Source organism: Aquimarina sp. 433 (assembly GCF_054054605.1).
In genome coordinates, this window is sequence record NZ_JBSWZK010000004.1 from 67,721 (window position 1) to 92,553 (window position 24,833).

Consider the following 24,833-nt stretch of genomic DNA (forward strand, 5'->3'; position numbering starts at 1 on the left):
AATGAATTCTACACTTTTTTTCTCAGCACTATGGAAACAGTATGCTGATAAAACACCTTCTGCTCATAAAGTTAAATCATTATTAGAAAAAGAAAATGAAACTGTATATAATGATCATATTGCTATTAGAACTTTTGATGACCCCAGAACAAACATAGAGGTAATTGCCAAACCTTTTTTATCAATGGGATATAAAGAAATGGGAGAGTATCATTTTGAAGCTAAAAAGCTATATGCAAAACATTATGAAAACCTAGAAGATCCAGACGCTCCAAAGATTTTTATAAGTCAATTACTAACCGCTCATTTTTCTGAAGAACTACAATCGAACGTAAAAAATATTTTAGATGCTTGTGAGCAAACTGTTTTTGATAAAGACGATCTTGTATTAAAAGGAAGAGTATGGGAAACTCCTTCTTACGAAATATATCAATCTTTACAAGAAGAATCTGAATATGCCGCTTGGATGTATGTTAATGGATTTTGCTCTAACCATTTCACGGTAGATGTAAATAAGCTTAAAAACTTTGAGAATCTTCATCTTTTAAATGATTTTTTGAAAGACAATGGTTTTGCAATGAATACATCTGGTGGTGAAATCAAAGGTACTCCTGAGCAGTTTTTAGAACAATCTAGTATTCTAGCGGATAAAATCGAAATGGAGTTTGTAGAAGGAATCAGAGAAATAACCTCTTGTTATTATGAGTTCGCATTTAGATATACACAAGATAATGGAAAATTATTTACTGGTTTTATTGCCAATTCTGCAGATAAAATATTTGAAAGTACTGATATGAAACTTCAAAAAACACAATAAAATCAGGTATTTACGTTTGTACCCATATGAAATTAACAAAATCTTAGGTAATGTTGCTACATTAAAAATTGGCATCTAGCGTTATACTTAGGAAAATTAACAAAAAACAAATTCATAATGACGAAGCGTATATTAATCACATTCATTGTTGTAGTGGCTTCTATCTTATCAGCAAAAGCACAGGACATTCCAGAACATGCAATTGGTTTACGATTAAGCGAAAGTGATGGTTTTTGGGCTGAAGCCTCCTATCAAGCACGATTAAGTTCAGATACTAGAATCGAATTAGATCTTGGTGTACAAGGAAGAAATCGATACAATGCCTTAAAACTTACAGGAATGTATCATTGGGTATTTAACATCGATGGAGGTTTAAATTGGTATGTAGGACCAGGAATCGGTGGTGGTCTCGTAGATTTTGATAATGATTTGGATAACCGAGATGATCTGGAACCTTTTGGTTTTGTTACCGGTGATGTTGGAATTGAATATCATTTTGATTTCCCATTACAAATTTCACTTGATTTCAGACCTGAGATTTATTTCGATGATTATAATGATGATGATATCATATTTAATTTAGGACTGAGTGCACGGTATAAGTTCTAGAAATTAATACACTTAGAAAATGAATAACCCTTGGGCAATTATACCCAAGGGTTATTTTTTTTATTTTAAAATGTTAACCTTTTAATTCTAATGTATACAAAAGATAAATTTCAAAAAAACCTTATAATCATGAAAAAATTATTTTTTGTTGCATTCTTAATCCTAACTACCTTTTCAACACACGCACAGGATATCCCGAAAAATGCTATCGGTATTCGATTATCAGAAGGTGTAGTTGGCGATGAAGGATTCGGTCCTGAAATCACTTATCAAAGACAATTATTTGGTGAGCACAATAGAATCGACTTAAATCTAAGCTGGAGAACAAATTCTTTTATCAACACCTACAGAGGAGGTGGATATTTTCACTGGAGTTATAATATCTGGGATAACCTAAACTGGTTTGCAGGTCCTGGGATTGGAGCCGGATATATAGACTTCAAAACTAGTTTTTTTGGTATAGGAATATCTAGTAATAGAGATAGTGAATTCTTTCCATATGTAGGTGCCGATTTTGGAGTAGATTATCGTTTCGATTTTCCTTTGCAAGTAGCTTTTAGTATACGTCCAACTTATGACATTCATAATATCGAAAATGCTGCAGGAGTAAATGACGTAGATAACTTTGGAGTAAATATTGGTATTGCCGCTAGATATACTTTTTAATAATAAAAGATCAATTGATTTGATTTTTGTTTAGTTGTAAAGCACTATTGTCATTGACAATGGTGCTTTGTTATACAGTTGCCAATGCATTCTCATATAACTCCACATATATAGGAACGATATTATCAATATCGAACTTTAGCGCCTGCTGGAATGCACCTTCTTTAAACTTTGCTAGAGTATTATCATCTTTAAGAATACGAATAGCATTGGTAGACATTTCTTGTATATTACCAACATCACTTAAATAACCAGACACACCATCTTTATTTACCTCTGGAATTCCACCAGCATTACTAGATATAACTGGCACTTTATTAACCATTGCTTCTAAAGCGGCTAATCCAAAGCTTTCTCTTTCTGAAGGAAGTAAAAATAAATCCGAAAAACACAAAATTTTATCTATCTCATTACTATTCCCTAAAAAGATAACTTTGTCCTTAATACCAAGATCCTTGCACTTCTTTTCAGCAGATTCACGTTCGGGACCATCTCCTACCATTAATAATTTAGCAGGAATTTCTTTCTGAACATTATAGAATATATCTACAATATCCATTATTCTTTTAACGGGTCTAAAATTACTGATATGTGTTACTATTCTTTCTTCAGGTGTTGCCATTAATTCTCTTTGGCATTCGGTAAAATCAGCTTTACGAATGCTTGCATCGATAAAGTTAGGAACTACCTCAATCTTTTTCTTAATGTCAAAGAGTCTTAAAGTATCTTCTTTTAAACTAGCTGAAACTGAAGTTACTATATCACTATTATTAATACTAAAAGTTACCGCTGGTTTGTAAAAAGGATGATTTCCCACAAGTGTAATATCAGTACCATGAAGGGTAGTTACCATAGGAATATGTATTCCTTCTTCTTCTAAAATCTCTTTAGCCATGTAGCCTGCATACGCATGTGGAATTGCATAGTGTACATGTAATAATTCTATATTGTACTTTTTAACTGTATTAACCAGTTTACTAGAAAGTGCTAATTCATAAGGTTGATAATGAAAGAGCGGATATTCTGGAACAGTTACTTCATGAAAATGAATATTGGGATTTAATAATTCCAATCTGACTGGCTGCTTATAGGTAACAAAGTGTACTTGATGGTTTAACTTTGCAAGTGCAATTCCTAATTCAGTGGCAACTACTCCACTACCACCAAATGTTGGGTAACAAACAATAGCAATATTCATCTATGTATTCTATTTTTAAAGTAGGTTAGATGGAATTCGCCAATGATTGTAGAATCGAATTAGTGATCTATATTTATGGCGCATTTCACAAATACAATTTTCTTTACGTTGCACAATGTACAAGAAAATTAGTATTGCTTATTGTTAAAAGAGTTGTAAAATCTTATTCGATACGATTTAATATTAATTCTTCTGAACTTATTTTATTGACTTTAAACTTCTTCTCTTGATCAGTCTTATAATCAAAGACAATCAATAATTGTGTATCAGAATCATACTTCCAAACATCTTGATTTCTGAAGTCATTAGAAAAATACAGTCTGTTATCATTTCCGCATCGTCTTGGAAGGTTTTTTGAAGTAAAAATCTTAATTCTTCTTTTACCAGTGTATTTACCTATGAAAAAACTAACACCATGTCCTTTATAATTAATAATCTTATTTAACTTATTTAGATAAATATCTGGAAAATGTTCATTTGATTTTTTCATACTCCAATCACCCAAAAAATCATTAGTTGTTATTGGATTTTGTTGGGCTAAAGCGCTATTCGAAATATATAGAAAAAGTACTATGAAGAGTTTTTTTAGCATAATATGATCTGTTTATCAATAATCAACAAACAGTATGCCCAAATAAAGAATAAAAAAGCAGATCATAAGCCGGATTCTGTAACTCACCTAAATGAGATCCTTATCATTTATCTAGTTCTAAAATTACTTTTAGAATCCAACCGCCTACCCTCCAACATTGGGCGTGCAACCCTTAAGCGCTGGTATACATGGCGTTGCACCGCATAGAGTTTACCTGATTTCACTACAGCATTACCTGTACATTCTTTCTGCTGCACTTGTCCTCGTCTCTCGACGGACGGGCGTTACCCGCTATGCTGCACTATGGTGTCCGGACTTTCCTCCTTGTTCCAAACTAAGTTCGGCACACGGCGATAAGGTGATCTGCTTGCCGCAAATATACTATAAAATATGGCTTTTTAAAGTTCATACTTACCTATTAATAAACCCCTGATATCCAGCTAATAAAAAAGATTAATTTTCTTAAAATTTTCATAAAACAATGATTTTCCTTACTTTTATTTACTTGTTATTTAAACCTTTACGACTCTCCCAAGTCTAATAACAAAAACTAACCTGCCTTATGAAAGTGAACTTGCTTTTTATATTAGCCTGCGCTATATTTTTATTTTCCTGCAGTAGCGATAACAACACCTCTCAAAGTGAGGAGAATGAGGAACCAAACAAGCCCAATATACTTTTAATTATTGCAGATGATATGGGACTTGACGCTACTCCAGGTTACTCCATTGGAGACATAAAACCTACTACTCCTAATCTTCAAAACATGATCGATACGGGTATTCGATTTACCAATTTTTGGTCATATCCAGTATGTACACCGACTAGAGCTAGTATACTTACAGGAAAATATGGATTTAGAACTGGTGTTTTGAAAGTAGATGATGATTTATCTCCTTCTGAAACCTCCCTTCATCAGTATTTAACTAATCAATCTACTGGATATAATAGTGGTATCGTAGGAAAATGGCATCTTGGTACTGGAGCATCAGAACCTGGTAATTTTGGAATTTCATATTACGCTGGATTATTATCTGGAGGAGTTAGAAGTTATGAAGATTGGAGTCTAAATGAAAATGGAGTAAATACAACCTCCACAGAATATGTTACTACCAAGCTAACAGATCTTGCTATAAATTGGATTGATGATCAAGAATCTCCTTGGTTCTTGTGGTTAGCATATAATGCACCACATACTCCTTTTCACCTTCCTCCATCGGACTTGCACTCTCAAGGTGATCTTCCTAATGATGAAGCAACTATTGATGCCAACCCTTTGGCATATTACCTAGCTTCAATTGAGGCTATGGATGCCGAAATTGGAAGGCTACTCAATTCTCTATCGGAAACAGAAAGAGATAATACTATAATTATTTTTATTGGAGATAATGGGTCTCCTAGTAAAGTAGCACAAGAATATAATAGAAGAAGAGTAAAAGGTTCATTATATCAAGGAGGTATTAATGTTCCAATGATTATTTCAGGAAAAAATGTAACTAGAACTAATTCGATAGATGAATCACTTTTGGGCACAACAGATTTATTTGCAACTATAGCTAATCTCGCAGGAGTAAATAGTTCTTCTATCCATGACAGTAAAAGCTTTTCTTCACTATTAACTACCCCTTCAACTAATTCAATTCGAGAGTATGTGTATTCTGAAGTAGGCAATGATACCAATGATGATGAATACACCATAAGAAATGCCTCTCATAAGTACATCCTATTTGCAGATGGTAGTGAAGCTTTATACCATTTACAAAACGATGCTTTGGAAAACACTAATTTATTAAATGACAACCAGCTACCACTTTCGACAGAAGACGAAGCACAATTAAATTTATTAAAAGAAGCAATTATAAACATAAAACAATAAAATAACACCCTATGAAAAATAACATACCCTTTTTCTTCCTTATCGTTCTCCTACTGTTCTTAAGCTGTTCATCTGACGATAGTAATAATACAAATAATGATAACACAGATAATCCTCCTGTAAACTCAAGTGCTGATATATCTTCTATCGTATCAATGTTTGATAATATAGATGGAGTATCCTATGTCATCGAAGACGATTTTATAGAATTTACCACTAATGGTGTACCCAATCATACGAGCCCATATTGGGGTGAAAGTCATCCTATGTACGAAACGTATAACGGAACAAACCCTGATTTTAATTTAAATCCGAACTTGATAGGTTCTCAAAATATTGTGTTCAGAATACCTAGAAGACCCGAAGAAGCAGAAGTAAAAGAAGCTACAAGATTGGGACCGATAGGAATTTCTGTTAATGGAGTTGTTTTTTTCAATCAATATGCGGGACCAGATAATCAACCTTTAACAGATGAGATCAATTCCTTTGATCAATTCGCAGGTCATCCAACTGGAGGTAGCCTTTATCATTATCATATTGAACCTTTATTTTTAACCAATACCTTAGGAAGATCATCTTTTTTAGGATTATTAGCGGACGGATTCCCTGTATATGGACCAGAGGAAAATAACGTGATGGTTACTAGTGATGATTTAGATGAATATCACGGACATACACATACTACCACAGATTTTCCAGACGAAATATATCATTATCATATTACCTTAGACGATCCATATATTAATGGAAATGGATATTTTGGAACTCCTGGAAATATTAGTCAGTAGATGAATAAATTTCTTTTTTATTTAGTATTATTTATATCATTTGGCTGTAGTAAGGAGAAAAAATCTGATCTCGATGTAACCTATAATTCTAGAGATTTTTTATTACAAAATGGCGTTTTACAATATAAGGGCACTCCTTTTTCAGGAATTATAACTTCTTCGGATTCTGTCTATAAAATCACTACTAAGATTTCTTATTTAGCAGGTAAAAAACATGGAGAAGAAATAAAAACATATGACAATACTACACTAGCAGAAAAAAGATTTTATCAGCATGGAAAGAAAACGGATACTCATAAAGGATGGTGGAAAAACGGTCAATTAAAATTTCAATATGAATTTAACAATCAAGGTGAATATCATGGTAAAGTAGCCGAATGGTATCAAAACGGCCAGCAGTCTAAAGTATTTCACTTTATAAATGGTAAAGAAGATGGTTCCCAGAAAATGTGGTCATCCAATGGAAAAATCAGAGCAAACTACGTTGCCAAAAATGGAGAACGTTATGGGCTTATAGGATTAAAAAAATGTTATACCGTTAGTACCAATGATGAAACCTACAAATAAGTTATTTTTTACCGTTATTTTCGTTGTTTTAACGGCATTTTCCTGTAATACAGATATTGAAAAACAAAGCCTCCCTTTTTTTAATTCCGCTGTATTTACTCCAGAGTGGATTGCTGTTGGATCACCTGAATATACTAGAATTCATAAAATTGCTCCTTTTAAACTGACAAATCAGGATGGAGATATAATTACTAACGAAACCTATAATGGAAAGATATATGTTGCAGATTTCTTTTTTGCAACTTGTCCTGGAATATGCCCTAAATTAGAAAAGAACATGTCAGTGTTACAAGAGAAATATTTGCATGACGATTCCATTAAATTATTATCTCATACAGTGATGCCCACAAGAGATTCTGTCGAAGTTCTGAAAGAATATGCTATCAAAAATGATATTGTATCTGGTAAATGGAATTTAGTTACTGGAGATAAAGAAATGATTTATGATTTAGCTAGAACCTCCTATTTCGCAGACGAAGATTTTGTAAAAACCAAGGACGAAAACGCATTCATTCATACTGAGAACTTTATTTTGGTAGATCCAAAAGGAAGAATAAGAGGTGTTTATAATGGAACGATCTCCTTAGAAATAAAAAGACTAATAAGACATATCGAAATGCTTAAAAAGGAAAGCGATCTATAGATATTTTAAGAATGATAAAACTCATTTGGATGTTACAAACTCGACGTTGTTAATAACTACCGAGTAAAAAAAAGTATCTTCAATATCCTATTTCCAATCTATTTTTAACTTTGTAGCGATGGAACATTTTATAGTATCAGCTCGTAAATATAGACCCCAAACGTTTAAGGATGTTGTGGGTCAACAGGCTATTACCAATACGTTGCTGAATGCTATAGAGAATAATCATCTTGCACAAGCTTTATTGTTTACGGGTCCGCGAGGTGTTGGTAAAACTTCATGTGCCAGAATATTAGCGAAAACTATCAATCAACAAGGACATGAAAATCCTGATGAAGATTTCGCTTTTAATATTTTTGAGCTAGATGCTGCATCCAATAACTCAGTGGATGATATTCGTAATCTCATCGATCAAGTTAGAATACCTCCTCAGGTAGGAACTTATAAAGTTTATATTATCGATGAGGTTCATATGCTTTCTCAGGCTGCTTTTAATGCTTTTCTTAAGACGTTAGAAGAACCTCCTAAGCATGCTATTTTTATATTAGCTACCACCGAAAAGCATAAAATCATTCCTACCATCCTTTCCAGGTGTCAGATTTTTGATTTTAAAAGAATTACGGTTACTGATGCAAAGCTACATTTGATGCAGGTTGCGGAACAAGAAGGTATTGTCGCCGATGAAGATGCTCTGCAGATTATAGCACAAAAAGCGGATGGTGCTATGCGAGATGCATTATCAATATTTGATCGAGTTGTTAGTTTTAGTGGTAAAAATCTAACCCGTCAAGCGGTTACTGAGAACCTGAATGTTTTAGATTATGAAACTTATTTTAGAACTACAGATCTAATTTTAGAAAATAACATTCCGCAGTTATTACTAGAATTTAATGAAATTCTATCCAAAGGTTTTGATGGACATCATTTTATTGCGGGACTAGCTTCGCACTTTAGAGATCTCTTAGTTTGTAAAAATCAAGCAACTATTAATTTGTTAGAAGTTGGAGAGCAAACCAAGGCTAAATATCTAGAGCAATCACAGAAGTCTCCTCACCCATTTCTTATTAGAGGGATTGAACTGGCAAATGATTGTGATCTGAAATATAAAACGAGTCGAAATCAACGATTACTCGTTGAACTTTGCCTAATGCAACTTGCCTCTGTACTTACTAAAGACGGAGAAAAAAAAAATGACCAACCTTACATAATCCCTCCTAGTTATTTTAAGGAAAAAGGCATTCAACCTGTAAAAATCTCACAGGAACAAAAACAAAAAGCAGATGATAAGCAATCTTTAACTAATGTAGATCATACTCCTGCTCCAACAATTACAAAGGAAGTAGCCGAAATACCTATTGCTAATACTTCAAATAACACTACAACGGACAATGCGGTTGCAGAACCAAAAGAAGTTACTAGTCATACTACATCCCAAAGTAAACCTCTAGTAAAACCAAGACAAAGAGGAACTTCTGGTTTATCTCTAAGCAGTATAAAGAAGAAAAAGGAACACGAAGAGAAAAAAGTAGATACCATTGTTGATCCTAAAAATCTACCTAGCGACGATTTTACAGAAGCTCAAATGCAAAAATGTTGGGAAGAATACGGTAAAATGCAAGATAAAAAAGGAGAGCGTATCATTGGATCTATGTTTGCGATGAATATACCCACATTGAATGACGGTAAGATTTATTTAGAACTACCAAACCATTCCATGAAAGCCGATATGGAAAGTGCGCTACCTGGATTGTTTCAGTTTCTATATAAAAAACTAAATAATTATAGTATTGCTCTTGATATCCATGTAAACGAAGAAGCTTCAAAAAAATATGCTTTCACTCCACAGGATAAATATGCCAAACTTCGAGAAAAGAATCCTCTTATCGATAAATTAAGATCTGATTTTGATTTAGATATCTAAAATATCCCTTTTCAAATTTATATTCGTAATTAAAAAATTGGGTATCTTTAATACACTAACCTAAATAATTTTAATTATGAAAAAACATCTTTTATTCCTTTTGGTAATTCCATTCTTTATGGTGGCCTGCACTGACAAAAAAGCTCAGGAAGAAGAAGCAAAAAAAACAGAAGAATTAAATAATGAAATTGAAGCTGTAGCTACTGAAATTGATAAAGATTTTGAATCTTTAGAAAAAGAAGCAGAAGAATTAGAAAATGCTTTAAACGAATTAGATAACCTATAAAAAAACACAATGAAATTTTCAAAATATATATTTATCGCATTATTAGTTGGATGCATCGGAATTACCAATGCTCAAAAAGCTGAAAAACCTGCTAAAGACCTGAAAGAAAAGAAAATGCAGAAGAAAGAGGAAATGAAAGAAAAGCGCAAAGAGATGAAGGAGAAACGGAAGGAGATGAAAGAAGAAATGAAGGAGAAAAAGCAAGAAATTAAAGAGGCTAAAAAAGAACTGAAAGAAGGTAGAAAAGAAATTTTAGGCGAGCATCGCGAAAAAATGAAGGGAATGACAGCTGAAGAAAAAAAAGCATATTTAGCAGAACACCCTGAGCTTAAAGAAAAAATGGATGCTTATAAAGAAGCGACTAAAGAACAAAGAAAAGAATTAAAAGAGAAACGTGCTTCGTTTAAGAATGAAAAAGCCAATGCGGTACAAACAAGAATTGAAAACAAGAAAGATCGTTTATCTAATCTTGAAGATCGCAAAGTAAAAGGTGTGGATAAAATTCAAAAAACAAAAGATCGTTTGCTTGCTAAAAAAGAAGCGGGAAAGATTACAGAAGAAGAATATACTGCTAAAATGGAAAAAGTAGCAAAAGCCGAAGAACGATTAAAAAAGTATGAAGAGAAAATGGAAAAAGTTAAATCTGGTATCACAAAAGGAGAAGAAAAACTTGTAAAGCTTACTTCAGAAAAAGAAAAGAATTAATACTTTTTAATACAATCAAAAGCCTGAATGAATAATATTCAGGCTTTTAATTACTTCTCTATTTTAAAGCAGTATCTTAGTCCTCTGAAAAGAAAAATGTATAGTAAAAAAGAAATAGCATGCTTGGATTAAAGCTTCCTACAGATCCACGATGGGTAAACATCGTAGAAAAGAACATTGAAGAAATACTCACTGATCACGCTTATTGTGAGCAAAAAGCAACATCTACGGCAATATCTCTTATCGTTAGTTTTCCTGAATATACAGAACTAGTTCAGGAAATGACTAAATTGGTAAAAGAAGAAATTAGCCATTTTAAAATGGTTCATGATAAAATTATTGCTAGAGGATGGACTTTAGGTAGAGATAGAAAAGATGATTATGTAATACAGTTGGTTACTTTTTTTCCAAAAGGAGGCAGCAGAACCACTCAATTAGTACACCGATTGCTATATGCAGCGCTTATAGAAGCAAGAAGTTGTGAACGCTTTAAACTCTTATCCGAAGAATTAGAAGATCAAGAACTCGCAAAGTTTTATAGAGATCTTATGGTAAGTGAAGCAAATCACTATACTATGTTTTTAAATTTTGCTCGACAATATGGTGATCGCAAGGAAGTGGATCAAAAATGGCAAGATTTATTAGAATTCGAAGCAGAGATCATGCAATCTTTAAGCAAAAAAGAAACTATTCACGGATAAAGATAATTCACTTAAATACACAGAAATATCGTTATTTCTGTGTATTTAATTCAACCCATATTATTATAAAGGAATAAAAGCGGATACCTTATAGAACTCATCTGATGTTCCTGCATCTGTATTTAATGTTGCTCCCGCAGATATCCTAAAAGCAATTCCTTTATCGAATTTCAGTTTAATAGAACCTCCTAACCATTGATAAACCAACAAAGGATCTCCATCTTCTTGTCTTGTGATACCGAACGACTCGTAGAAAGCTCCCAAAACAACTCGCTTACTTACATTAATTCCTGGTGCCATCCAATTCAATAAATAATCTTTGGTGATGATGTCATCATCTTCGCGAATAGATTTATAATAAGCTATATACCCCTCGAAATCCAGAAACCTTTTTTGGTAATTCACATAGATACTTGGCACAACACCTTCTGCAATCTTAGTTCCTGTACTATTAGAAGAGAACTTTCCGCTAGTAATTCCGAAAGAAGGATTAATATATAATGATTTATCAAATAGTTTGAAACCCAATCCTACAGATGTTTCTAACAATAAATCACTTCCTGATTCTAAGTTCCCAAACGCAGGATTTGTCCAAAAAATAGTGTAAAATGTAATATCATAATTTTTACTAGTTTCAAAATTCCCGAAGAAAATTGGATAAAATCCAGCAACACTATTATGAATAATTTTTGTTGCGAAAGTTGTTTTATTTTCACTCTCTAATTCTTGAGCTTGTAATATATGAGTAGCAAATAGCAGTACTAAAAACTTTAGTATAAGGTTTTTCATGATTAATGTGTATTTTGATTATAAAAATTGATTAATTAGAACAGCGATTTCTTCATGCTGTTCTTCTAAGTGTAGATGATGTCCTCCTGGCAACCAATGCAACTGTTTCTTTTTGAATCTTTGAAGTCTTTTATGAAACAATCCTTCGGCGAAGAGTCCTTGTTCTCCCAGTAATATTAATACTTCGGAGCTAATTTTGTCAATAAACAGCTGTGCTTGATGCTCTGTCATTTTATAGATTTCCGGTAAGGCTATACGAGCATCATATCGCCACCGATATCCATTAGATATTTTTTGCAAGGAGCGTTCTATCAAAGAAGCAGAAGATCGATATGAGATATTTCCAAAATTACTCTTCATCCTATCTTTAATAGCTTCTTCTTTTGTAGCAAATTGTGGAACATCAATTGAAGAAAACCCATACAATTTGGTTTTCTTAGCCATCTTTCGTTGTTTAATAGATTTTCTAAAATTGTCTACTACATTACTATCTTCCAAAACAAATGGGGCTCCAAGACCATCAACAAATATTAGTTTATCTACAAGCTCAGGCATCGCTCCAGCCATAATACTAGCGATACCTGTACCCATGGAATGAGCAAGAATTGAAATCTTTTCCCATCCTAATATATCGATAACACCAAGTAAATCCTTTGCATAATCCCACAAGAAATATGAGCTATTTTCAGGTCTATGATCTGATAAGCCATGTCCAGCAATGTCAATGGCAATAAAATATTTATCCTTTGAAATTAATGGCGCGATACTATCAAAAGTATTCGCATTATCTAACCAACCATGAATTCCTAAAATCGGAGGGTTATTAGAATTACCCCAAGCCTTCGCCTTAAGTGTTAAGTCTCCTAAGTCAAATGTTAATTCCATAATTAAATCACCGAAGAATTAATATGCTCTTCTTTTAAAAGCTGCAATGCTCTATTTTTTAATTCAATTACATTGAATTTGCCATTTGGTGTTTTAGGTATCGATTTAATAATTTTAAGATACTCTGGAACCTTATAAATCTCTAGGCCTTCTTTACATTGAATTAAGATATCATTTTCAGAAACTAAGGAACCTTCTTCCAACACGACAAAAGCAAAAAGCGCTTCTCCATAATCTTCATGAGGGACTCCAGTTACTACTGCCGAATGAACACCTGAGATTGTATTTAGATAATCTTCAACCTCTTTTGGACTCACTTTAATCCCTCTAGAGTTGATCATGTGATCCATTCTGCCCTTAAAATAGAGGTATCCGTTCTCATCAATGCAACAGTAATCTCCAGTGTATAATATTCTTTCGCCAGGATATATTCCTGGTTTTAGTTTTTCTGATGTTTTCTCTGGTTTTTTCCAATAACCTTGCATTACGGTTGCTCCTCTTATTACCAATTGCCCTACGGTATTTGGTGTAAGAATTCTATTCCCTTTTTCATCTACAACCCATAACTCAGTATTAGGAATTGCAATTCCTACACTATTTGGTTTTGTATCAATCTCTTTAGGAGGTAAATACGTGCATCTTTTGCACTCGGTAAGTCCATACATAGAGAATATATCTGCCTTGATAAATAGTTTTTTGATCATCTGAATATTACTAGGCAACAACGCTGCTCCTGTATTTGTTACTGTTCTAACACTCGAAAGATCAAAGTTGTATTTCTTACTTTGTTCGTGTAATAGCATAATCATAGTAGGAACTGCAGGCAAAATAGTTGCCTTCTCTTTTTCTATAGTTTTTAATAAAAATATAGGCCAAGAAGATTCTTTCTCTAAAAGCAAGGTTGCTCCTTTAGAAATACACATGATCATCTGATATAGACCGTAATCAAAAGATAATGGTAGTGCACATAACACTTTGTCATGTTTTTGATAATTAAGATAACTATTTAAAGAATTTGTAGCAGCGATCATATTTTCATGTGATAGCATTACACCTTTAGGTTCTCCTGTAGAACCAGAAGTATATATAATGGCCGCTAGATCGATACTTATTAAACCTGAAGGCTTTAATGTCGAATGATGATTCTTTAACGTATCGAAATAATCCACGAACAAATCTTCTTTGAGTTGATCATCTCTATCCACTACGATAACTTTTGTAAGTTTAGATTTCGCTATGATATTTTTGTGTAATAAAATGGTGTCTTTTGCTGAAATAAAAACTATAGCACCAGAATTATCAAGAATATATTCTAACTTGTTTGATTTCAATTCTGTTCCTACTGGAATAACAATAGCTCCAACTTTAAGAACTGCCCAGAATGAAATAACCGCTTCGATCGTATTTCCTAACTGTAGTACAATTCTATCTCCCCTTTTTACCCCAACACTTTGAAGATAAATTGCTAATGAATCTGATTGACGTTCTACATCAGAAAAAGTATATATGTTTTTCCCGGTGACTACAGCTGCCTTGTTAGGAAACAGACGTACTGATTCTTCCAAGAAATTTTGCATTTTTGGTATCATTGTTTTGTAAGATTTGTGATTTTATATAAAGAAAGAAGATTAATCAAGGCTTCTAATATCTAATCATACTAAAAGCCTTAATTGTTCTCTATATATAAATAATTAATAATATAAGATAGTCTATGAAAAGGCGTTAATTGTATCTTCTTTTAAATAGCAGACACAGGTATTTTCATTTCATTCAATACATATTCAAATATTGATTTTAGCGTATTAAAATGCTTGGCTTCTATGGTATCTGCATTCACTTCAAACCCCTGAATATTATCTTCTAAAAAAGTCAGAAAAAACATAGATGACAATGAGTCTATACCTAGATCATTTTTAAGATGAGCATCCATAACAATTTGATCTTTTGTAATATTAGGTATACTATCTATAAGTCCATTTTTTATAGTATCTAAAATTATGTCTGTATTCATTTTTAGCTAGTTTAAAATTAATTCATCGTGATGCTGAACATCCACCATTATTTGTTTACTCATAATATCCGAAGTAGTATCGCTTTCTCTAATCAAATATGATTTATCTTGATACATGAGTACTTCTGAGGGAAAACCATGACTATGAAAAAGTCCTGGAGAAGAACTTGGGCCATATGCCCCAGAAAATGCTACCAAAAGAACATCTGAAACTTTTGCCTCTTTTAATTCCATATTTCTACCAATGATATCATCTGGGCTACACAAAGGTCCTGATACTTGATATACCTTATTTGTACTGTCCTTTGACGCTGAAATATTTTGCATTGGAAAATTTCTTTTCACGACACGTCCGGAACCTGCTGCTGCAGAATGGCAGTTCGTACCACCATCCGTAACTAAAAATGTTTTTCCATGATTTACTTTTATATTATTTACAGTAACAGCCAGATAGCCTGCTGTTCCCGCTATAAATCTTCCAGATTCCATAATAATGCGTGTATCTGGATATTTTTGATTGAATTTAGAGAATAAGGGAACCATTAATGCCTTAAATTCTTCAATATCTAGTTCCTTCTGGTTATTAAAATACGGAACACCCATTCCTCCACCCACGTCAACCATAGTAAATTTACAGTTATACATCTGCACAATTTTATCATATAATCCTAGGATGTATTTTGTGTTTTCGTATACTGAAGAAGCTTCTAAAATATTAGTTCCATTATACACGTGAATTCCTTTCACATTTACATTTGGAGTGTTCAAATACTCTCGAAAGTTTTGTATGGCATGTTGTTCTTCAATTCCGAAGTGTGTAGGTCTTCCTCCCATTTTCCATGGTGATCCTTCGGCAGAAAAGTCTGGATTTATCCGAATAGCTACATTAGCTACTACTCCTAAATCTTTTGCAAAATTTGAAACCCTTTCCAATTCGATTTCAGATTCTACAACAATAGCAAATATATTTAATGATATTGCTCTTTTAAGCTCATAGTCTTTCTTACAAGGGCCTAAATAGATAATATCTTCTGGCGTAGCACCTGCTTTTAGTGCTATTTCCATTTCGGTAATCGAGCACACCTCAGTACATGCTCCGTTATTTCTTAATAATCGAACAAGTGAAACATTCGGATTTACTTTTAATGCATAAAATACATCTACAAAGTTTGGTAACGCATTTATGAGATTTTTATAATTTTTCACTAATTGATCTCCATCATAAATATAAGATGGAGTACCATATTCTTTGGCAATAGATGTTATTGCTGAATTATTTATTTTCATGTGTGTGTGTTTATTGCTAGAATAGAAAATTCTTCTACTTTAATGAGCCCTATCGTTTTTAAGCGATTCTATTCTAAACAATTAAAGTTATGCAAGACTCTAGTAGAAATCGTATTAGTCTAGTCCTGCTCTAGTATTAGTTTGATATTATGAATTACAATTACTTCTATACAAAGCTTTGTAATTACAAATAGATTTAAGAAAATGACTATTTATCGGAATTAAACATATCATATTCTATAAGCCATTCTCCTTTTTCTTTTTTCCATAGAATTACATAAGACCCTTCGAATATGGGTTTATTTTCTGTATCTACATATCCTAACATATGACATCGTTGAAAAGCAACATCCATTCCTCCGAAAAACTGTAACTCATCCTGAAAAAATTCTACTTTATCTACAGATTTAACGCTTGTTGCAAATTCTTTTTCTATTTGTGATCTTCCAATTCTTGGTTTTACTCCTGGTTTCATAAATACAGCTCCAGAAGTAGTGTATTCTTCAGAGATACCTTTTGGATCTTTATTTCTCCACTTTGTTTCGAATCGTCGATCTGCGATATCAATAAGTTTTGCTTCTTTTAAAAGGTCCTTTTTGGTTACTGTTTCATCTCCAAAATAGCTTACTACAGATTCTTTGTATTCGATCTTAACTACTTCAGATATATCATTTTTTGCAAATGAATAGATTACTGTAGTCAATACTCCAAGTAGCATGAGAATAAATCCCCGTTTTAAATGAATTGAGTTCATGATTTTAAATGGTTTTAAGAGTTATTAATTGTGTTTTTATACAACTCGAAATTAGTATAGGGTCTGCTACTTTGGTATAAATTTTCTAACACTAATTCTACTTTATTTTAATTATGAATCCCTTAGAACGACATATTAACCTCAAAAGAAATATGTATTAATCACAATTAAATTCATTTTACGGTGTTAATATGACATAATTTTAACATTTGTTTAATTAAATAACCAACTTAATTCAATGTCACTTACATCATTAAACGCTTTGATCCCAAAGGATCAAAAACAATCTAATCATTATTGCAAGAAAGAAATCATTGTTCAGGGAACCTGTTTCTACAAAAAAATATTCCATGTAAAAAATGGGATTGTAAAAATCAGCAGCATCACTAAAAATGGAGAAGAAACTATCCCTTTATTACTAACTTCTGGTCAATATTTTGGTGCTAAACCTATGATTGATAGCTTTCCTTTTTATTATATCTGTGAAGCACAAAAGAACAATACAGAAATACAAGAGTTTGATATTATGATTTTACAAAATCTATTACATGATAAAATATCAGAGAATATTGGTTTTTTGAAAATCTTAGGAGATCAATACATAGAACTAGAAAGAAGAATTAAAACGCTGTATCTAAGAAATACGGAACAAAGAATTCTTAATGTATTGATGGAGTTTAAAGATAAGTTTGATCATAAATTAGATCATCAGGAGAATATTATTATTAATATGCCTTTAAATCAAGAAGAAATGTCTAATTACTTAAGAGTAACACGAGTAACCATTAATAAAATCATGAATAAACTAAAAAGTAAACTACTCATTAAATCGGATCAAAATACATTAACGCTGACCAAAAAATTCTTTGAGTATTACGGAACATTTTAATATTAATAAAAAAGCTCACCATGTAATTGGTGAGCTTCAAAATATTTTATTGGAAAGAGCTTATTTTATAACCTGTAACCTACTGATAATTGAATATTGCGACTCGTACCGTCTATATTTAGTCCAGCATCTTCGTCAAAAACATTTGCCAATCCTAAAGCATACCTAAGATCAACAAAAAAATTATCCGTGATATTAGCACCAACACCAATCACTCCAGCAAAATCAAAGGTGCCAAAATCTGTAGTGTCTGCTTGGTTATCTTCCCACTCCCATATTTTAATACCAGCTTGTGGTCCCAATTGAACATTAAAAACATCTGTTATGTTGTATTTTAATAAAATAGGTAGTTGTAAATAATTTACTCTAAGATCTCTATCTTTATTACCTTGTCCAGAATATTGAAGCTCTGGTTGTATTCTTAATTTGTTGGTTAACCTATAATCTGCAAGAAAACCAACTACTACTCCGATTCTACTTTGATCCAAATCACCAGTAATATTATCAGAACTTATAGAACTTAGATTAGCTCCAATTCTAATTCCATACTTCGATTCTTGGGCATTTATCGTAATACAAGTAATTAATAATACAAAAATTAAAAGTATTTTTTTATTCATAGCATAAGTATTTATTAATATTTGGTATATGTACAATTTATAACAAAAAAAGCAATTTTTAAATTAATGATGTTTTTTTAATATAAAAAATAAGGCATAAAAATAGATAAAATACCAATAAACTTGTTGTTCTACACTTTATTTACCCTCTAATTTTTCACTATAAAGATATTTAATAATACCGTCAGAAAGCCCAATTTTAGGCACATATATTTCTTGAGCACCACTCCATTTCATTGCGGACAAATAAATTCTAGTTGCCGGAAGAATCACATCCGCTCTATCTTGATTAAGATTCAATTGCCAGATTCTTTCTTCATAAGACAATGACTTTAATAAATCATAATATGAACTTAAATACAAAAAGGAAAGGGGTTTTCCATTACTTTTTCCACTATTCTTAAAAATATTATTAATATTTCCTCCAGAACCTATAAGGGATAGCCGAGTGTATCCAGCAGTGATCTTTTTAATCCAATTCTCAACTTCGCTCCAAGTATCCTCAGAAACTACATTATTAAGTAATCTAACAGTTCCTAATTTAAAAGACCTGGAATCAATAGTCTTACCATTATGGTATAATGTAAATTCTGTACTTCCTCCTCCTACATCTACATAAAGATAGGTTGCATCAGAATTTACTAAATCATGGAGATCCGTCATAGCAATTATCGCAGCTTCATTAGAGCCATCGATAATATCAATATGTATTCCCGTATTTTCCTTAATAAGATCTACGACTTCTTTACCATTATTAGCTTCTCGCATGGCTGAAGTAGCACAAGCCTTATAACGCACAACTTTATGAGTTTTCATTAAAAGTTGATAAGCCTGCATAGCATCTAACATCCTACCAATATTTTCTTCTGAAATTTTTCCATTTAAAAAAACATCAGCTCCTAATCGAATAGGAACTCTTACAAGGCTAGTTTTTTTAAATCGTGTCTTTTTTCCTTCTTCTTCGTGGACACTACTAATCAACAATCTCACCGCATTTGAACCAATATCAATGGCTCCATATTTTTCTATAGTCAACAAAATATTTAATTTCCTAATTTTTTTAAATAATAGTCATAAGTGGCAATTTGGGATCTTACCTTTTCTTTATCATTTCGAATATACCTATTATCTTGATTTTCTGAAAGCTTTCTTCCTTTTACATTATCACTCCAACAGATATCAAAGGTATCAATTAATTCTTCTTTGATATCTTTATCATAAATAGGACAACTTATTTCGACCCTTCTGTCTAAGTTTCTTCTCATCCAATCTGCAGAAGAAATATATACCTTAGAATCTCCTCCATTTTCAAAAATCAATAGTCTAGGATGTTCTAGGAATTTATCCACAACACTGATAGCTTCGATATTTTCGCTCATTCCTTCGATTCCAGGTATCAAGCAACAAATACCTCTTACGATCAAATTGATTTTTACACCAGCTCTACTCGCTTCATAAAGTTTATCGATCATCCTATAATCGCTAAGACTATTCAACTTCAATCTAATTCCTGAAGGTTTGCCTGCTTTACTGTTCTTAATCTCATTATCAATTAATTTCGTTAAAGCACTTCGTGTATAGTGAGGAGACACTAATAAATGTTTATATCTACTTACCTTATAATTAATATCAAAGAACTTAAATACCTTATTGGTTTCTTTCAGGATTGCCTCATTGGTAGTAAATAAAGTATAATCTGTATATATCTTTGCTGTGGACTCATTAAAGTTACCAGTACTTATAAAGCCATATCTTTTTAACTTTCCTTCTTCTTCTCTTTCTATTACACATGCTTTACAATGTACTTTTAGACCAGAAACTCCAAAAATTAGATTAACACCTTCTCGCTGCATTTGTTCTGCATATCTAATATTAGCCTGCTCGTCGAATCGTGCTTGCAATTCTATTTGTACCGTTACATTTTTACCATTTTTTGCTGCATTGATGAGAGAACTTGCAATATGAGAAATCCTTGCCAATCTATAAATCGTGATTTTAATCGTCTTTACCTTTGGATCGATTGCTGCTTCACGCAAAAACTTTACGGTATATGAAAAAGTATGATACGGTGTATACTGTAAAAAGTCTTTTTTCGCAATTTTATCGAGTAAGCTTCCCTGTAGACTTAGTCCAGGAATAGTAAGTGGTACTAATTTCTGATAGACAAGACTTTTCTTTCCTAAATCTGGAAAATTCATATAATCCCGACGGTTATGATATCTACCGCCAGGTATAATACTATCGGTATTATCCACTCCCATCTTTTCCATTAAGAAGTTGAGTGTATCCTTATCTATTGTTTTATCGTATACAAATCTTACAGGTTCTCCATCTCTTCTCGATTTTACGCTACTCGAAATTTTCTCAATAAAACTCTTACTAAAATCATTATCAAAATCTAACTGTGCGTCTCTTGTAATTTTAATCATATGAGCAGAAGCACTGATATAATTAAAAATACTAAAGTTAATTTGCATACAATACCGTATCAAATCATCCAGAATTATGATATATTTTTTACCATCTTTTTCTGGAAGTACTACGAAACGGTCCATATTTTTAGGAATCTCTATAAGTGCATAGATTTTCTCTTTGGTTTTTTGTTGTAAGATTTTAGATATGGTACCTTCTTTCGGCACTGTATCCTTCAAAACCAATTTTACTGCTAAGTAAGCCACACTATCCTTAAGATGAGGAAACTTATCTAAATCATTTAAAATATAAGTTACTAAAGCAGGACTTACCTTGTCTACAAAATACCTACGTATAAAATTATCTTGCTCTGGAGTAACTTGATTTTCATTTATGATAAAGATGTTATGATCTTTTAATCTTTCACTAATCGTATTAATCGTTTTTAAACTTTCTGACTGTTGCTTAATTACTATTTTAGTTATTTGTTCTAAAAGTTCACTGGCAGTCATTCCTTTTAATACATTTTTACCATCAGTACCAGAGAGATCAATCCTTTTGATAGCAGCATATCTTACTTTGAAGAATTCATCCAAGTTATTTGAGAATATTCCGATAAAACGAAGTCTTTCTAACAATGGAACACTATCATCCGATGCTTCCTGTAATACTCTTGCATTAAATTGTAACCAGCTTAATTCTCTATTTATATATCTATTTACTTGATTTTCCTCCATTTATCGTAAATCTTTGGGAAATAAGGTTAGTATGTTTTTTCCTACGCTAATATCCGCCCAATTATCGATATCAAATTGAATACCCACCACACCTGCAGTCGGCAAATTATCTATCATTTGATCTCCATAAAGATTAGCAATTGAAGTAAAGGCATGATTATGACCAAAAATTACCAATGTATCAATGTGGTTCTCACAATTTTTTATCACTTCTATAACCTGATGGCCATTAAAGTCATAAAGCTTGGGTTCTAAATTAAAAATATCCTCCTCAATATCTAGGTGACCAAGAATAATCTCGGCTGTTGTTCTTGCTCTTACGGCATCACTGCTAATTACCCTGTCAATAGGTTTCATAAGGCTTTTAAGCTCTTTACCTATTGATTCAGCATCTTTTAAACCTCTTTTATTCAAAGGTCTTTTATGATCTTCCAAATCAAATTCCCAAGAAGATTTTGCATGTCTAATAATGTATAACGTTTTCATGATTGAATCAAAAAATTATATCCGCCTAAATTTACATATACGCAAGTTTAAGAATAAGCATTTACAATTCTACATATATTATCATAAAAATATTTTTTGTTAAAAAAAGCGGTAAACAAATTATAGGAAAAACTCGATTTATTCTGCTACTCTAAAATGATCTATTTGCGAAAAACTCCCTTAAAACAATGAAAATGAGCAGACTAATAAGTTGCATTTAATCGATAAAACCACATTTTATATCGAAAAGATCAGTTTTTACTTACATAATAAGTTGTTAAAATTTAACTTTACCTACGGTTTCCCCTTATAATGAAGATGTTTACCCTTAGTAATTAAACACAATTTAGTATCAAGTTTTAAGTTAAATATAACAGGGATTAAAAAAGGAAAAGTGGAAAAAATTGGACTTTCAAAAATACTAGACTTAAAATTACAATGCGCTTTTGCTGCTTTTGTAATATTAAACTGTTCAACAATTTTTGGGCAGGTAGAAGTTCCTTTAGAAAAAAGAACGGAATTTACTATTAAAGGAGATTTCAAATTCGTATCCAACACCATACTTGGTAAAGTAAGTAATGATGATGGAACAGATCCTTTCAACCCAAACAAAAGTTATAATAATGGTGGTCTGAATAATCAGTTCAGAATGGGATTCATTGATATTGATAATGACGACACTACCTTTAATTCTAGTAGTGCTGATCTAGATATCCCTTCCGGTTGCGCTTCTATTAAACATGTTGGTTTATATTGGACTGCATCTTATGCCGATAAAGAAAGAACACATGATATTACTTCCATTAAAATAAAATATCCTGGAAGCAATACCTACACTAATTTGACTGGTGCACAAATCATTCATGATTATTATAATGATGAAAAGTCATTATTTAAACAATACTCATGCTACAAGGATATAACAGATCAAGTAACGAGTTTACAAGATCCTATGGGTACTTATACGGTTGCTAATATTCCCGCTACTACATCAGAGGTAAATGATGATGAAACCTTAGGTAATGGTCTTGCTGGTGGTTGGACTATGGTTGTTATTTACGAAGATAACTCCAAACCAAGAAAACGTTTTTATGTATATGACGGTTTTGTAAATATTGATTCTAAAGCAAAACCAGTAGAATTTTCATTCGATAACTTCCAAACTATTCCAGAAGGAGCTGTACATGGTAAGATAGGAGTTATCTCTTATGAAGGTGATAAAGGTATCAGAGGTGATCGTTTTCAGGTTTTATCTAATGAAACTAATAAGTATAAAGGAATTACGGATAATACCAATCCTATGAACAATTTCTTTAATGCTAACATTACGGAAAATGGTCGAAATATTACATCCAGAGTTCCTGCTAGTCAAAATACTCTAGGATATGATGCTGACCTATTTGAAATTAAAAATCCAAGAAACAGTATTATTGGTAACAATCAAACCAAATCAAGTTTTAGGTTGCTTACCTATAATGATGGTTATTCCGTTATGGCAGTTGCTTTTAGCGTAGAAATTTATGAGCCTGCAATTCAAATCGTTAAGAGATCCAGATATTCGGATGGTAGTTTTGTATTTCCTAATGACGTAATTGCACCTGATCAAGAAATTGTTTATAGTCTAACTATTCATAACGATGGAAACGATGACGCTAAGAATACGATTATAAAGGATATTCTTCCTGAACACGTTGTCTTTTCTAAAGAATCTGTAGTTCTTCCTTCTAAAAGAATTAAAGTTTCTTATGATGAACCTACACGAACACTAAGCTTTTCTGTACCTAATAAAATGGTAAAAATGGATAGCGAACCTTTTGAAATCAGATATGCAATACAGGTAAATAGTACTTGTGAGCTTTTGAATGAAACTGGAGAAGTTCTTGTGCAAGATCAACCAGTAATAGCTGAGTTCAATGGGTCTCTTAATGAAACTAAAAAATATACTAAAGGATATAACCACATTAATAAATGTAATCTTCCTGACTATTACCAAATAAAACTAGCAGTGGATATGAGCGGACTAAATTGTCCTAACTTTAACGCTAATTTTGCTGCAAGAACAAAGAATCTAGAGAAAAATATCGTCGAAGTTAATACTGCAAACAAATCTGAGAATACCGAAAGTACAGGTCTGAATGATAACGATATCGTAAACTCTAATCAAGATCCTTCATCTCAATTGAGTTCGGATATGAAGCTTGATAAAACAATTAATGATCTTATTAAGTTAAATGAAATTTACTTCGAGTTTGACAAATGGGATATTACAGAAAAGGCAGAAGTAGAGCTAAATAAGGTAGTAAAATTAATGAAAGAGGATTATCCCAGTATGATCATTAAAATTGAAACTCACTCTGATAGTAGAGGAAATCACGATTATAACTTAGATTTATCTCAGAAAAGAGCGGAATCCATTTATAAATACCTAGTTGATCAGGAAATTTCCAAAAACAGAATACTTTCTTATCAAGGTTTTGGTGAGACAAGGCCAGTAAACGACTGTCTTGATGGACAAGATTGTGAAGAAGAAGAGTATCGTAAAAACAGAAGATCAAATTTTGTTATTATGGACTAACACCCTAACAAAATTACGC

General features: G+C 32.2%; 25 protein-coding genes and 1 other RNA gene. 13 read left to right on the plus strand and 13 right to left on the minus strand.

Translation table 11 applies throughout. The features are described from left to right. The first annotated feature begins 1 nt into the window (after position 1). The 3 genes from ACWNT5_RS09605 (at position 2) to ACWNT5_RS09615 (ending at position 2,092) form a co-directional block, all read left to right on the plus strand. The gene (locus ACWNT5_RS09605; protein WP_456517228.1) at positions 2-817 is read left to right on the plus strand and encodes a 2-oxoadipate dioxygenase/decarboxylase family protein; all 816 of its coding nucleotides are present in this window, start codon (positions 2-4) and stop codon (positions 815-817) included. Positions 818-934: 117 nt separating this feature from the next. Beyond that, positions 935-1,426 (plus strand): hypothetical protein, encoded by a 492-nt coding sequence (locus tag ACWNT5_RS09610; protein WP_299600973.1) that lies wholly within the window; start codon positions 935-937, stop codon positions 1,424-1,426. 129 nt (positions 1,427-1,555) lie between these two features. Continuing rightward, positions 1,556-2,092 carry a hypothetical protein gene (locus ACWNT5_RS09615; protein WP_299897320.1) on the plus strand — a complete coding sequence of 179 codons (537 nt, stop codon included), beginning with the start codon at positions 1,556-1,558 and terminating at the stop codon, positions 2,090-2,092. A 70-nt stretch (positions 2,093-2,162) separates the two neighbouring features. Here ACWNT5_RS09615 and bshA read toward each other — a convergent pair whose 3' ends face one another. From bshA to rnpB, 3 genes are all read right to left on the minus strand, one after another. Further along, positions 2,163-3,290 carry an N-acetyl-alpha-D-glucosaminyl L-malate synthase BshA gene (bshA, locus tag ACWNT5_RS09620; protein WP_456517229.1) on the minus strand — a complete coding sequence of 376 codons (1,128 nt, stop codon included), beginning with the start codon at positions 3,288-3,290 and terminating at the stop codon, positions 2,163-2,165. A gap of 163 nt (positions 3,291-3,453) precedes the next feature. Continuing rightward, positions 3,454-3,882 carry a hypothetical protein gene (locus ACWNT5_RS09625; protein WP_456517230.1) on the minus strand — a complete coding sequence of 143 codons (429 nt, stop codon included), beginning with the start codon at positions 3,880-3,882 and terminating at the stop codon, positions 3,454-3,456. 50 nt (positions 3,883-3,932) lie between these two features. Beyond that, positions 3,933-4,252: RNase P RNA component class A (gene rnpB, locus ACWNT5_RS09630), an RNA gene on the minus strand. 192 nt (positions 4,253-4,444) lie between these two features. Between rnpB and ACWNT5_RS09635 the strand changes: the two genes are divergently transcribed. From ACWNT5_RS09635 to miaE, 8 genes are all read left to right on the plus strand, one after another. After that, positions 4,445-5,758 (plus strand): sulfatase-like hydrolase/transferase, encoded by a 1,314-nt coding sequence (locus ACWNT5_RS09635; RefSeq protein ID WP_456517231.1) that lies wholly within the window; start codon positions 4,445-4,447, stop codon positions 5,756-5,758. Between the two features lie 11 nt (positions 5,759-5,769). Beyond that, the gene (locus ACWNT5_RS09640; RefSeq protein ID WP_456517232.1) at positions 5,770-6,546 is read left to right on the plus strand and encodes a YHYH protein; all 777 of its coding nucleotides are present in this window, start codon (positions 5,770-5,772) and stop codon (positions 6,544-6,546) included. Beyond that, positions 6,547-7,113: a toxin-antitoxin system YwqK family antitoxin gene (locus ACWNT5_RS09645; RefSeq protein ID WP_456517233.1), complete on the plus strand. Its 567-nt coding sequence runs from the start codon at positions 6,547-6,549 to the stop codon at positions 7,111-7,113. Further along, a complete protein-coding gene (locus ACWNT5_RS09650; protein ID WP_456517234.1) occupies positions 7,094-7,756 on the plus strand; it encodes an SCO family protein in 663 nt (220 codons plus the stop codon). Before ACWNT5_RS09645 ends, ACWNT5_RS09650 begins: the two co-directional genes overlap by 20 nt. Positions 7,757-7,874: 118 nt before the next feature. Next, the gene (locus ACWNT5_RS09655; protein WP_299600949.1) at positions 7,875-9,677 is read left to right on the plus strand and encodes a DNA polymerase III subunit gamma/tau; all 1,803 of its coding nucleotides are present in this window, start codon (positions 7,875-7,877) and stop codon (positions 9,675-9,677) included. Between the two features lie 76 nt (positions 9,678-9,753). Continuing rightward, positions 9,754-9,963 (plus strand): hypothetical protein, encoded by a 210-nt coding sequence (locus ACWNT5_RS09660; protein WP_299600947.1) that lies wholly within the window; start codon positions 9,754-9,756, stop codon positions 9,961-9,963. Between the two features lie 9 nt (positions 9,964-9,972). Beyond that, the gene (locus ACWNT5_RS09665) at positions 9,973-10,668 is read left to right on the plus strand and encodes a hypothetical protein (RefSeq protein ID WP_299897338.1); all 696 of its coding nucleotides are present in this window, start codon (positions 9,973-9,975) and stop codon (positions 10,666-10,668) included. Between the two features lie 119 nt (positions 10,669-10,787). Further along, positions 10,788-11,369 carry a tRNA-(ms[2]io[6]A)-hydroxylase gene (gene miaE / locus ACWNT5_RS09670; protein ID WP_299602585.1) on the plus strand — a complete coding sequence of 194 codons (582 nt, stop codon included), beginning with the start codon at positions 10,788-10,790 and terminating at the stop codon, positions 11,367-11,369. Between the two features lie 63 nt (positions 11,370-11,432). Here miaE and ACWNT5_RS09675 read toward each other — a convergent pair whose 3' ends face one another. From ACWNT5_RS09675 to ACWNT5_RS09700, 6 genes are all read right to left on the minus strand, one after another. Then, positions 11,433-12,158 (minus strand): DUF6733 family protein, encoded by a 726-nt coding sequence (locus tag ACWNT5_RS09675; protein WP_299600942.1) that lies wholly within the window; start codon positions 12,156-12,158, stop codon positions 11,433-11,435. A gap of 18 nt (positions 12,159-12,176) precedes the next feature. Continuing rightward, on the minus strand, positions 12,177-13,043 hold the full coding sequence (locus ACWNT5_RS09680) for an alpha/beta fold hydrolase (RefSeq protein WP_299897340.1): 867 nt from the start codon (positions 13,041-13,043) through the stop codon (positions 12,177-12,179). Between the two features lie 2 nt (positions 13,044-13,045). Further along, positions 13,046-14,620: a class I adenylate-forming enzyme family protein gene (locus tag ACWNT5_RS09685; protein WP_299897341.1), complete on the minus strand. Its 1,575-nt coding sequence runs from the start codon at positions 14,618-14,620 to the stop codon at positions 13,046-13,048. A 161-nt stretch (positions 14,621-14,781) separates the two neighbouring features. Next, positions 14,782-15,054 carry an acyl carrier protein gene (locus ACWNT5_RS09690; RefSeq protein ID WP_299600933.1) on the minus strand — a complete coding sequence of 91 codons (273 nt, stop codon included), beginning with the start codon at positions 15,052-15,054 and terminating at the stop codon, positions 14,782-14,784. A 6-nt stretch (positions 15,055-15,060) separates the two neighbouring features. Continuing rightward, entirely contained in the window at positions 15,061-16,371 is a 1,311-nt protein-coding gene (gene lysA / locus ACWNT5_RS09695) for a diaminopimelate decarboxylase (protein WP_456517397.1), read from the minus strand. A gap of 178 nt (positions 16,372-16,549) precedes the next feature. Then, the gene (locus tag ACWNT5_RS09700; RefSeq protein WP_299600930.1) at positions 16,550-17,095 is read right to left on the minus strand and encodes a YybH family protein; all 546 of its coding nucleotides are present in this window, start codon (positions 17,093-17,095) and stop codon (positions 16,550-16,552) included. 238 nt (positions 17,096-17,333) lie between these two features. Between ACWNT5_RS09700 and ACWNT5_RS09705 the strand changes: the two genes are divergently transcribed. Then, the gene (locus tag ACWNT5_RS09705; RefSeq protein ID WP_299600927.1) at positions 17,334-17,984 is read left to right on the plus strand and encodes a Crp/Fnr family transcriptional regulator; all 651 of its coding nucleotides are present in this window, start codon (positions 17,334-17,336) and stop codon (positions 17,982-17,984) included. A 65-nt stretch (positions 17,985-18,049) separates the two neighbouring features. Here ACWNT5_RS09705 and ACWNT5_RS09710 read toward each other — a convergent pair whose 3' ends face one another. From ACWNT5_RS09710 to ACWNT5_RS09725, 4 genes are all read right to left on the minus strand, one after another. Beyond that, positions 18,050-18,604, minus strand: coding sequence for a porin family protein (locus ACWNT5_RS09710; protein WP_299600924.1), 555 nt, complete (start codon positions 18,602-18,604; stop codon positions 18,050-18,052). Between the two features lie 138 nt (positions 18,605-18,742). Next, on the minus strand, positions 18,743-19,642 hold the full coding sequence (locus ACWNT5_RS09715) for a Ppx/GppA phosphatase family protein (protein WP_299600921.1): 900 nt from the start codon (positions 19,640-19,642) through the stop codon (positions 18,743-18,745). 5 nt (positions 19,643-19,647) lie between these two features. After that, a complete protein-coding gene (gene ppk1, locus ACWNT5_RS09720; protein WP_299600918.1) occupies positions 19,648-21,753 on the minus strand; it encodes a polyphosphate kinase 1 in 2,106 nt (701 codons plus the stop codon). After that, positions 21,754-22,239, minus strand: a complete 486-nt coding sequence (locus ACWNT5_RS09725; protein WP_456517235.1) for a SixA phosphatase family protein — start codon at positions 22,237-22,239, stop codon at positions 21,754-21,756. Between the two features lie 394 nt (positions 22,240-22,633). On the opposite strand from ACWNT5_RS09725, the gene ACWNT5_RS09730 reads away from it, so the two are divergent. Next, entirely contained in the window at positions 22,634-24,814 is a 2,181-nt protein-coding gene (locus ACWNT5_RS09730) for an OmpA family protein (protein WP_456517236.1), read from the plus strand. Positions 24,815-24,833: the final 19 nt, after the last annotated feature.

What these genes read in the sequence shown, in the direction of transcription:
- ACWNT5_RS09605 (WP_456517228.1), top strand. Translation starts at nt 2, where the DNA reads ATGAATTCTACACTTTTTTTCTCAGCACTATGGAAACAGTATGCTGAT.
- ACWNT5_RS09610 (WP_299600973.1), top strand. Translation starts at nt 935, where the DNA reads ATGACGAAGCGTATATTAATCACATTCATTGTTGTAGTGGCTTCTATC.
- ACWNT5_RS09615 (WP_299897320.1), top strand. Translation starts at nt 1,556, where the DNA reads ATGAAAAAATTATTTTTTGTTGCATTCTTAATCCTAACTACCTTTTCA.
- bshA (WP_456517229.1), bottom strand. Translation starts at nt 3,290, where the DNA reads ATGAATATTGCTATTGTTTGTTACCCAACATTTGGTGGTAGTGGAGTA.
- ACWNT5_RS09625 (WP_456517230.1), bottom strand. Translation starts at nt 3,882, where the DNA reads ATGCTAAAAAAACTCTTCATAGTACTTTTTCTATATATTTCGAATAGC.
- ACWNT5_RS09635 (WP_456517231.1), top strand. Translation starts at nt 4,445, where the DNA reads ATGAAAGTGAACTTGCTTTTTATATTAGCCTGCGCTATATTTTTATTT.
- ACWNT5_RS09640 (WP_456517232.1), top strand. Translation starts at nt 5,770, where the DNA reads ATGAAAAATAACATACCCTTTTTCTTCCTTATCGTTCTCCTACTGTTC.
- ACWNT5_RS09645 (WP_456517233.1), top strand. Translation starts at nt 6,547, where the DNA reads ATGAATAAATTTCTTTTTTATTTAGTATTATTTATATCATTTGGCTGT.
- ACWNT5_RS09650 (WP_456517234.1), top strand. Translation starts at nt 7,094, where the DNA reads ATGATGAAACCTACAAATAAGTTATTTTTTACCGTTATTTTCGTTGTT.
- ACWNT5_RS09655 (WP_299600949.1), top strand. Translation starts at nt 7,875, where the DNA reads ATGGAACATTTTATAGTATCAGCTCGTAAATATAGACCCCAAACGTTT.
- ACWNT5_RS09660 (WP_299600947.1), top strand. Translation starts at nt 9,754, where the DNA reads ATGAAAAAACATCTTTTATTCCTTTTGGTAATTCCATTCTTTATGGTG.
- ACWNT5_RS09665 (WP_299897338.1), top strand. Translation starts at nt 9,973, where the DNA reads ATGAAATTTTCAAAATATATATTTATCGCATTATTAGTTGGATGCATC.
- miaE (WP_299602585.1), top strand. Translation starts at nt 10,788, where the DNA reads ATGCTTGGATTAAAGCTTCCTACAGATCCACGATGGGTAAACATCGTA.
- ACWNT5_RS09675 (WP_299600942.1), bottom strand. Translation starts at nt 12,158, where the DNA reads ATGAAAAACCTTATACTAAAGTTTTTAGTACTGCTATTTGCTACTCAT.
- ACWNT5_RS09680 (WP_299897340.1), bottom strand. Translation starts at nt 13,043, where the DNA reads ATGGAATTAACATTTGACTTAGGAGACTTAACACTTAAGGCGAAGGCT.
- ACWNT5_RS09685 (WP_299897341.1), bottom strand. Translation starts at nt 14,620, where the DNA reads ATGCAAAATTTCTTGGAAGAATCAGTACGTCTGTTTCCTAACAAGGCA.
- ACWNT5_RS09690 (WP_299600933.1), bottom strand. Translation starts at nt 15,054, where the DNA reads ATGAATACAGACATAATTTTAGATACTATAAAAAATGGACTTATAGAT.
- ACWNT5_RS09700 (WP_299600930.1), bottom strand. Translation starts at nt 17,095, where the DNA reads ATGAACTCAATTCATTTAAAACGGGGATTTATTCTCATGCTACTTGGA.
- ACWNT5_RS09705 (WP_299600927.1), top strand. Translation starts at nt 17,334, where the DNA reads ATGTCACTTACATCATTAAACGCTTTGATCCCAAAGGATCAAAAACAA.
- ACWNT5_RS09710 (WP_299600924.1), bottom strand. Translation starts at nt 18,604, where the DNA reads ATGAATAAAAAAATACTTTTAATTTTTGTATTATTAATTACTTGTATT.
- ppk1 (WP_299600918.1), bottom strand. Translation starts at nt 21,753, where the DNA reads ATGGAGGAAAATCAAGTAAATAGATATATAAATAGAGAATTAAGCTGG.
- ACWNT5_RS09725 (WP_456517235.1), bottom strand. Translation starts at nt 22,239, where the DNA reads ATGAAAACGTTATACATTATTAGACATGCAAAATCTTCTTGGGAATTT.